Source organism: Candidatus Streptomyces philanthi (genome assembly GCF_059553635.1).
Genome location: NZ_JCANQV010000257.1, coordinates 1 through 8,579, shown reverse-complemented (window position 1 = coordinate 8,579; position 8,579 = coordinate 1). Strand labels below are relative to the sequence as shown.

The window sequence follows — 8,579 nt, the reverse complement described above, 5'->3', positions numbered from 1 at the left end:
CCGCCAGGCCAGCCTGGCACCGCAGCTCAAGAACAGCCCCGTACCGCCCCCGGAGCCGGACCCGCCGGGCACGGAGGCCGACGACGAGCGGGACGCCGAGGCCGTACGCGCGAGAATGGCGGCGCTCCAGCGCGGCTGGCAGCGCGGCCGCCGCGACAACGGGGAGACCGCCGCAGGCGGCACACACGACCACGCCACCCGCGACGACAGCGCGGGCGGCAGCGCCGCCGGCGACGGCGGGGGCACCACGGCACCACCAGGAAACACACCGGGAGGGGACGGTCCATGACCGCACCGAAGGCAGCAGCCACCACCGCAACGGCCTCGTCGGGAGGGGGCGAGCTGAACTGGCTCCTCGACGAACTGGTCGACCGGGTCGGCAGCATCCGCAAGGCACTCATCCTCTCCAGCGACGGACTGGCCACCGGCGCCTCCCAGGACCTCACCCGCGAGGACGGCGAGCACCTGGCCGCGGTCGCCTCCGGCTTCCACAGCCTGGCCAAGGGCGTCGGCCGGCACTTCGACGCGGGCCGGGTGCGCCAGACCATGGTCGAGCTGGACGAGGCGTTCCTCTTCGTCAGCGCGGCGGGCGACGGCAGCTGCCTGGCCGTCCTCGCCGACGCGGACTCCGACGTCGGCCTGATCGCCTACGAGATGACCCTGCTCGTCAAGCGTGTGGGCACGCACCTGGGCACCGCCCCCAGGTCCGGGCTGACCCCTTGAGGGCGACGACGGTGACGTGATGAGCGAGCAGGACGGCCGGACCGCACCGGAGCGGGAGGCGGCCCACTGGTTCGACGACGAGGCCGGCCCCGTCGTCCGCCCCTACGCGATGACGCGCGGGCGCACCCGCACGCCCGCCGAGGGGCGCCTGGACCTGATCGCCCTGGTGATCGCCGAGAGCCGGGCGGAGGAACACGTCAACGACCAGATGCTCGCCCCCGAGCACCTGGACATCGTCGGGCTGTGCCGTGACGCGCCGCTGTCGGTCGCCGAACTGGCGGCCGAGCTCGACCTGCCCGTCGGCGTCGTCCGCGTCCTCATCGGCGATCTGCTGGACGCGGAACTCGTCCATGTCAGCCGCCCGGTACCGCCGGCCGAGCTGCCGGACGCCCAGGTGCTGCGCGAGGTGATCGACGGCCTGCGCGCCCTGTGAACCACGGCCCCGCCGCGACGCGTGCCCGTGCCGCCCCGGACTCCGGACGGGTGGCACGGGCATCCGCGTCCCGGACGCCACCCGGCGCGCGCCCGCCGCCCCGGTACGCTCCCGGTGACCCGCCGTCAGCCCGAGGAGCGCCCTCATGGCCCTGGATGCGACCGTGCCCCCCTTCGAGCGCCTGGAGATCCCGGTCGGCCCGCACGTCCACGACGCCCTCGCCGCGGGACCCGCCGACGGCGACCTCGTCCTGCTGCTGCACGGCTGGCCCGAGTTCGCCGACTGCTGGAGCGCCGTCCTGACCGGACTCGGCACGGCCGGGTACCGCGCCGTCGCCGTCGACCAGCGCGGCTACGCCCCGCGCGCCCGCCCGCCGGACACCGCCGACTACGCCGTCCCCGAACTCGTCGCGGACGCCCTCGCCTTCGCCCGCTCCCTCGGCGCCGGCCGCTTCCACCTCGTCGCGCACGACTGGGGCGGCATCGTCGCCTGGGCGCTGGCCGCCGCCCGCCCCGGACGGCTCAAGTCGCTGACCGTACTGGCCACTCCGCACCCCTCCGCGCTGCGCCGCGCCGCGGCCGGGGACACCGACCAGTACCGCCGGATGGACTACGTCCGCTTCTTCCGCCGCGAGGGGCACGCCGCCGAGACCGCGCTGCTCGCCGACGGAGCGGCCCGGCTGCGGGCCGTGTACGGCCCGGGGGTCCCCGGCGCGCTGGTGGACTCCAACGTGCGCCGGCTCTCCCGGCCGGGCGCCCTGACCGCCACCCTCAACTGGTACCGCGCCCCCGAGGACGACGTCCCGGCGCCGGTCGGCCGGATCGCCGTCCCCACCCTGTTCCTGTGGGGCAGCGAGGACGTGGCGCTGGGCCGCACCGCCGCGGAGTCGACGGGGGAGTGGATGGACGGGCCCTACCACTTCGAGGTGCTGGACGGCGCCGGGCACTGGCTGCCCGAGGAGGAGCCCCACCTCGTCCTCCCCGCCCTCCTCGACCACCTCTCCCGCCACCACTGACCACCCGCCGCGCGGACCGGCCCGTACGGAGCGTCCGAGATCGTTCCCGGCGGCCTGCCCGTACACTGCGGGCATGTCCGGCAAACGCGTCGTCCGCCTCACCCCGGACCAGCGCCGGGCCCAGCTGGTCGCCATCGGTCTGGAGATGCTCGCCGACCGCTCCTGCGACGAGCTGTCCACCGACGAGGTCGCCCGGCGCGCCGGGATCTCCCGCGGCCTGCTCTTCCACTACTTCGCGTCCAAGCGCGAGTTCCACCGCGCCGTCGTCCGCGCCGCCTGCGAGCGCTTCGCCGATGCCACCGCGCCCGACCCCGGCCTCGAACCCGCCCGGTGGCTGGGCGCGTTCGTCGCCGGTTTCGTCGACCACGTCCTGGCCAACCGGCAGACCCATCTCGCGCTGGCCCGCGGCGGCGCGGGCGGTCCCCGCGCCGTCGGCGACATCCTCGACCGGACCCGCGACATCCTCGCGGGCCGGCTCACCGCCGGGCAGCGCCGGCTGGGCGTCCCCGACACCCCGCGCGCGGCCCTCGCCGCCCGCGCGTGGCTGGCGTTCGCCGAGGAGGCCGTCCTCAGCTGGCCGGCCGACGGGACGGGCGGACGGGACGAACTGTGCGCCTTCGTCGAGACCGGCCTGACCGGACTGCTGGGCCTGCCCGGACGGCCCGCGGCCCTCGGACCGCGCTGAACGGCACCGGGCTCCCGGTCAACACGCGTAACATCACCGTGCATTTCCGGACACCGGGGACGCTCCGCCCCCGTCGGGGACGCCCTCAAGTCGGCGGCGACGGGCATACGTTGTACGGTTTTCTTCTGCAGTCGCAGGCCGTTCACCGACGTCGAGGACCAAGCGTGAGTTCCACCTGTATACACGGCAATCCGGGAGAAGAGGCCCATGGTGTCCGGGCGTGAGAGCCGTCCCGCCGCCGATCCGGTGACGCTCAAGATCCTTGTCGCGGGCGGCTTCGGCGTGGGCAAGACGACGCTGGTCGGCGCCGTCAGCGAGATCAAGCCGCTGCGCACCGAGGAACGGCTGACGGAGGCCGGGCGGCCCGTCGACGACCTCGCGGGGGTGGAGAGCAAGAGCACCACCACCGTCGCGATGGACTTCGGGCGGATCACCCTCAACGAGCAGCTGGTCCTCTACCTCTTCGGCACCCCGGGGCAGGACCGCTTCTGGTTCCTGTGGGACGAGCTGGCGCAGGGCGCGCTGGGCGCCGTGGTGCTCGCCGACACCCGCCGGCTGGCCGACTCCTTCGCCGCCATCGACTACTTCGAGCGCCGCGGCCTGCCGTTCACGGTCGCCGTCAACTGCTTCGACGGCGCCGACCGCCACTCCCCGGAGGCCGTCCGGGACGCCCTGGACCTCGACCCCGAGATCCCGGTGATGCTCTGCGACGCGCGGGAGAAGGACTCCGTCCGCGACGTCCTGATCGCCGTCGTACGGCAGGCGTGGGACTTCAGCGGACGGCAGGAGGAGACGACGGCCCCCTGACGGGGACGGGCCGCCTCACCGGACGGCGACCACCGCCGACCCGTGCCCGAACAGCCCCTGGTTGCCCGCCACCCCGGCCCGCGCGCCGGGGACCTGGCGGTCGCCCGCCCGCCCGCGCAGCTGCCGGACCAGTTCGCAGACCTGCGCCAGGGCCTGGGCGGGCACCGCCTCCCCGAAGGAGGCCAGGCCGCCGCTGGGGTTCACCGGCAGCCGCCCGCCGAGCGCCGTCGCCCCCTCCCGCAGCAGCCGGGCCCCCTCGCCCTCGGGGCACAGCCCCAGGTCCTCGTACCAGTCCAGTTCCATGGCGGTCGACAGGTCGTAGACCTCGGCGAGCGAGAGGTCCTCGGGGCCGATGCCCGCCTCCTCGTAGGCGGCGCGGACCAGCGCGGCGCGGAAGCCCGTCGCCGGCGCCGGGACCGCGGCGGCGGAGTCGGTGGCGATGTCCGGCAGGTCCAGGACGGTCCGCGGGTAGGTCGGGGTGCCGGTGGCCACCGCGCGGATGCGCACCGGGTCACCGGCGCCGTGCCGCCGCGCGAAGTCCATGGTCGCGAGGACGAGGGCCGCGGCGCCGTCCGACGTGGCGCAGATGTCCAGCAGCCGCAGCGGATCGGCCACCACCGGCGAGGCGGCGACCTGCTCCCTCGTGACGGGGGTGCGGTAGCGGGCGTACGGATTGGCCGCGCCCGCCGCCGCGTTCTTCACCTTGACCCGCGCGAAGTCCTCCGGGGTGTCGCCGTACAGCGCGGTCCTGCGGCGCGCGTACAGCCCGAAGTAGGCGGGGTTGGTGGCCCCGAGGACGCGGAACCGCAGCCAGTCCGGATCGTCCGGGCGCTCCCCGCCGGCCGGCGCGAAGAACCCCTTGGGCGCGGCGTCGGCGCCGACGACCAGCACCACCTCCGCCATCCCCGCGAGGAGTTGCGCGCGCGCCGTCTGCACGGCCTGTGCCCCGGAGGCGCAGGCCGCGTAGACGCTGGTCACCCGGGCGCCCTGCCAGCCGAGGGCGCGGGCGAACGCGGCACCGGAGACATACCCGGGGTACCCGCCACGCACGGTGTCCGCGCCGACGACACTCTGCACCGCCCGCCACTCCAGTCCGGCGTCCGCCAGCGCCTCGCGGGCCGCGTGCACCCCGTAGGCGACGAAGGGCCGCCCCTCCTTGCCCCAGGGATGCATCCCGGTGCCCAGTACGGCGATGTCGGCGGTCATGGCGTGCCGTCCCGGTCCGCACCGTTCCCCGGGCGGCGGACCGGGGCCCAGTTCCACGTCGTCCAGGCCGTCTCCTCGTCCTCGTACAGCACACCGGGCACCAGCTCCACCTCCGACCCCACCGGCAGCTCCGCCACCGTGACACCGGGGACGGCCTGACCGAGCACCACCATCCGCTCGGCGGCCAGCTCGACGGCGACCAGCGTGAACGGCCGCCACGCACCCCCCGGCGGGCCCGGATAGGGAGCGGGCGGCCGGTACCGGCTGTCGGTGCAGGACCACACCGTGCCCCGCCGCGAGAGCGGCACCTCGTCCAGGAGGGTCCCCGCACAGTCCGGATTGCGGCAGAAGACGTCCTCCCGGGGGAAGAACACCGCCCCGCACTTCCGGCAACGCGTCCCCAGCAACCGGAAACCCCCCGCCTCCTGCCCGAACCACCCCGGCACCACGGGCCCGCGTATGTGTGGCACTGCCCCTCCCGGTACGTATCTGACGGAACGTCAGGAGTGTGGCACGCGGGGGCGTGACGGGGAAGCCCGGCGCGGGAGCCTTGTGGTCGCGACCGCCGCGAACCGCGCGCGGCCCGCCCGCGTCCCTACCTGCGGGACCGGGACGCGGGAGCGACGGGGGTGTTCCCGCCCCGGTCTCGGCCGGCCCGGCCGCCGTGGAGCGACGACCGGGCCACGGGGAAGTCGAAGTACGTACCGGGGAACGTCTCCGGTGTGAAGGTGTAGTGCCACCACTCGTACGGATAGTTGACGAAGCCCGCCTTCTCCATGCCCCGCTTCAGCAGCAGCCGGTTCGCGCGCTGGGTCCCCGTCACCCGGGGGTCGAGGGTGTGGGCCAGGGTGTCGAAGCAGTCGAAGCCGGTCCCCATGTCGATCGCATTGTCCGGGAAGCGCAGCGCCTTCGGGGCGTAGCAGGGGGAGAGCGGTTCGCCGGGGACGTACGGGCGGGTCGGCGCCGCCGGGAGGCGTACCAGTGTCAGGTCGAGCGTGCTGCCGCGGCTGTGGCCCGACTTCTCGGCGATGTAGCCGTCCCGGAACAGGGCCGACTTGTCGACCCGCGGATAGAACTCGTCCTTCATCCGCTGGTCGGCGGTGTCCTCGGCCCAGGACATGAAGCCGTCGACGGCCCGCTGCGGCCGGTAGCAGTCGTACACCTTCAGGGAGAGGCCGCGGCGCAGGAACCACCGCTGCGCCCGGTGCAGCGCCCGCGCGGTGTCCCGCGTCACGACGCACAGCGGCTCGCGGTAGCCGGCGGCGGGGGTGCCCAGGAAGTCGTGCGGGGTGGCGTACCGCATCTCCTCGATCACGGTCGGGTCCACGTCGCGCAGGGCGACGAACTCCCTGGGGGCCCTGGGGTCCGTGGTGTGCGGCGGGGGAGCGGCGGCGGCCTCCGCGGGGGCGGCGGTGACGGCCAGGAGGAGGGCGGTGACGGCTGCGGTGAGGCCGCGGAGCGCGGCGGCGAGGTGCGGCATGGCCTTCGTCTACCAGCACGCGGCAGCCCCGGGGAAGCCCCCGAGGCCCCTCACATCACAGGCTCCACATGTCTCTCACTGCCCTCACCCGTCCACGGCCGTCACACCCCGCACCCGTACCGGATACCCCACCGGCCCCCCGCCCTGCCGCTCCACGACCACCCGCCCCCCGGACCACCGCACGGCGAACCGCTCCACCTCCGCACCGTCCCTCGCGTCCGGCACCACCGGACCACCCCCGCCACGCCCCGCGGCCGGCGCCCACACCTCCAGCTCCGTCCCGCCGTCCGCCCCCGCGACCGGCACCACCGCGCCCGCCCGCGCCAGCACCGGCACCCGCGACAGCGGCGCCTCGACCACCACCTGCCCCGGCCCCTCGTACGCCCGCCCGGTCGCGGTGTCGTACCACCGCCCACGCGGCAACCGCACCGACCGCCGCACCGCCCCCTCCTCCAACACCGGCGCCACCAGCAGCGCGTCCCCCAGCAGGAACGCGTCCCCGCAGTCCCGCAGCGCCCGGTCCCTCGGTGCGTGCCACCACACCGGCCGCACGTACGGCGCCCCGGACAGCCGCGCGAGGTGCGCCAGCGTCACCCAGTACGGCAGCAGCCGCTCCCGCTCCCGCAGCACCGCCCCCGCGTGCTCCAGCACCCCGGCACCGAACTCCCACGGCTCCCGGCGCCCCGCCCACGGCGCCCCGTGCGTACGGAACAACGGCAGATACGCGCCCAACTGCAACCACCGCAGATACAACTCGGGCGACGGCACCCCGGAGAACCCGCCCACGTCGGGACCGCTGTACGGCACCCCGCACAACCCCAGCCCCAGCACCAGCGACAGCGACGCCCGCAACCCCGCCCAGCCCGTCGCCACATCACCCGACCACGTTCCGCCGTACCGCTGCATCCCCGCCCAGCCCGCACGGGAGAAGAGGAAGGGCCGCTCCCCGGGCCGCAGCCGCCGCAGCGCCTCGTACCCCGCCCGCGCCATCGCCAGACCGTAGACGTTGTGCGCCTCCCGGTGGTCGCCGCCACGGCCCTCCAGGCAGTGCCGGGCCGAACGCGGCAGCGTCGGCTCGCCGAACACCGCGAGGGACGCCGGCTCGTTCATGTCGTGCCACACCCCCGAGAAGCCCTGCGCCAGCCGCTCCTCGTACCACCCGCCCCACCACGCCCGCACCGCCGGGGCGGTGAAGTCCGGGAACACCGCCTCACCCGGCCACACCACCCCCCGCACCGGCCGCCCCCGCGCGTCCCGCACGAACGCGTCCGCCGCCGCACCGCTCTCGTACACCGCACCGCCCGGCTCCGCCTTCACCCCGGGATCGACGATCGACACCAGCCGCACCCCCTCCTTCCGCAACTCCCGCGCCAGACCCGGAAGATCCGGATAGCGCCCCCGGTCCACGGTGAACACCCGGTGCCCGTCGTAGTGGTCGATGTCCAGATGCACCGCCGACAGCGGCAGCCCCCGCTCCCGGTAGCCCGCCACCACCCGGCGCACCTCCTCCTGCCCGCCGAACCCCCACCGCGCGTGCTGGTACCCCAGCGCCCAGGCGGGCGGCGGCACCGGGGCCCCGGTCAGCGCCGCCCAGGAGTGCAGCACCCGCGCCGGAGTCCCCGTCAGCACCCAGTAACGCAGCGGCCCCCCGTCCATCCGCACCTCGCACGCGCCCCACCGGTCGTGCCCCGACCCGGCGCCCTCCCGGCCCTCCCGCAACGTCACCCAGCCGTCCCAGGAGTTGTCGTGGAACACCAGATGCGTCCCGGCGTCCGCCACCACCAGCTGCACCGGCATCGTCACCGACAACGGATCGTCCCCGGGACCGAACGCCCCGCCCGGATCGGTGTTCCACAAGCGGTACGACCCGTCACGCAGCCGCGGCCCCCCGGACCGCCCGCCCAGCCCGAAGAACCGCGCGTCGGACGCCACCTGTGACCGCTGCACCCAGCGCGACGCCGCCGGCCCGTCCTCCCCGGCCCGGTCCCACCACCGCGGCGGCAGCTCCCGCCGCAGCACCAGACCGCCCGGTGTCCGCACCTCCACCGCCCCGTACCGGGAGACCACCACCGTCACCCGCTCCGAGACGATCCGCCAGCCGCCCCCCGTGTCCGGCTCCAGCACCGCCCGCGCGTCCGGCCCCGGACCCGCACCGGCCAGCGCGTACGACGGTTCCGGCGACGCGTCGTCCCAGCCGCAGAACACCGCGCCGCCCGCCGCCACCCGCACC

At 75.4% G+C, this 8,579-nt stretch carries 9 protein-coding genes and 1 pseudogene; 6 read left to right on the top strand and 4 right to left on the bottom strand.

The window, feature by feature from the left end:
- From AC51EU_RS23660 to AC51EU_RS23635, 6 genes and pseudogenes are all read left to right on the top strand, one after another.
- A pseudogene (locus AC51EU_RS23660) lies at positions 1–289 on the top strand (histidine kinase); the annotation flags it as partial.
- Positions 286–723 (top strand): roadblock/LC7 domain-containing protein, encoded by a 438-nt coding sequence (locus AC51EU_RS23655; protein WP_496269061.1) that lies wholly within the window; start codon positions 286–288, stop codon positions 721–723. The pseudogene AC51EU_RS23660 and the gene AC51EU_RS23655, both read left to right, overlap by 4 nt.
- 19 nt (positions 724–742) lie before the next feature.
- Entirely contained in the window at positions 743–1,156 is a 414-nt protein-coding gene (locus AC51EU_RS23650; protein ID WP_496269060.1) for a DUF742 domain-containing protein, read from the top strand.
- 145 nt (positions 1,157–1,301) lie between these two features.
- Entirely contained in the window at positions 1,302–2,171 is an 870-nt protein-coding gene (locus AC51EU_RS23645; protein WP_496269059.1) for an alpha/beta fold hydrolase, read from the top strand.
- A gap of 73 nt (positions 2,172–2,244) precedes the next feature.
- Positions 2,245–2,856 (top strand): TetR/AcrR family transcriptional regulator, encoded by a 612-nt coding sequence (locus AC51EU_RS23640; RefSeq protein ID WP_496269058.1) that lies wholly within the window; start codon positions 2,245–2,247, stop codon positions 2,854–2,856.
- A gap of 207 nt (positions 2,857–3,063) precedes the next feature.
- The gene (locus tag AC51EU_RS23635; protein WP_496269057.1) at positions 3,064–3,663 is read left to right on the top strand and encodes a GTP-binding protein; all 600 of its coding nucleotides are present in this window, start codon (positions 3,064–3,066) and stop codon (positions 3,661–3,663) included.
- 15 nt (positions 3,664–3,678) lie between these two features.
- Here AC51EU_RS23635 and AC51EU_RS23630 read toward each other — a convergent pair whose 3' ends face one another.
- The 4 genes from AC51EU_RS23630 to AC51EU_RS23615 form a co-directional block, all read right to left on the bottom strand.
- Positions 3,679–4,869, bottom strand: coding sequence for a lipid-transfer protein (locus AC51EU_RS23630; RefSeq protein WP_496269056.1), 1,191 nt, complete (start codon positions 4,867–4,869; stop codon positions 3,679–3,681).
- Complete coding sequence (locus AC51EU_RS23625; protein WP_496269062.1) at positions 4,866–5,318, bottom strand: Zn-ribbon domain-containing OB-fold protein; 453 nt, start codon at positions 5,316–5,318, stop codon at positions 4,866–4,868. The genes AC51EU_RS23630 and AC51EU_RS23625 overlap by 4 nt, the downstream gene beginning before the upstream one ends.
- A gap of 146 nt (positions 5,319–5,464) precedes the next feature.
- Positions 5,465–6,349, bottom strand: coding sequence for a M15 family metallopeptidase (locus AC51EU_RS23620; RefSeq protein WP_496269055.1), 885 nt, complete (start codon positions 6,347–6,349; stop codon positions 5,465–5,467).
- 84 nt (positions 6,350–6,433) lie between these two features.
- Positions 6,434–8,578, bottom strand: coding sequence for a glycoside hydrolase family 31 protein (locus tag AC51EU_RS23615; protein WP_496269054.1), 2,145 nt, complete (start codon positions 8,576–8,578; stop codon positions 6,434–6,436).
- Position 8,579: the final 1 nt, after the last annotated feature.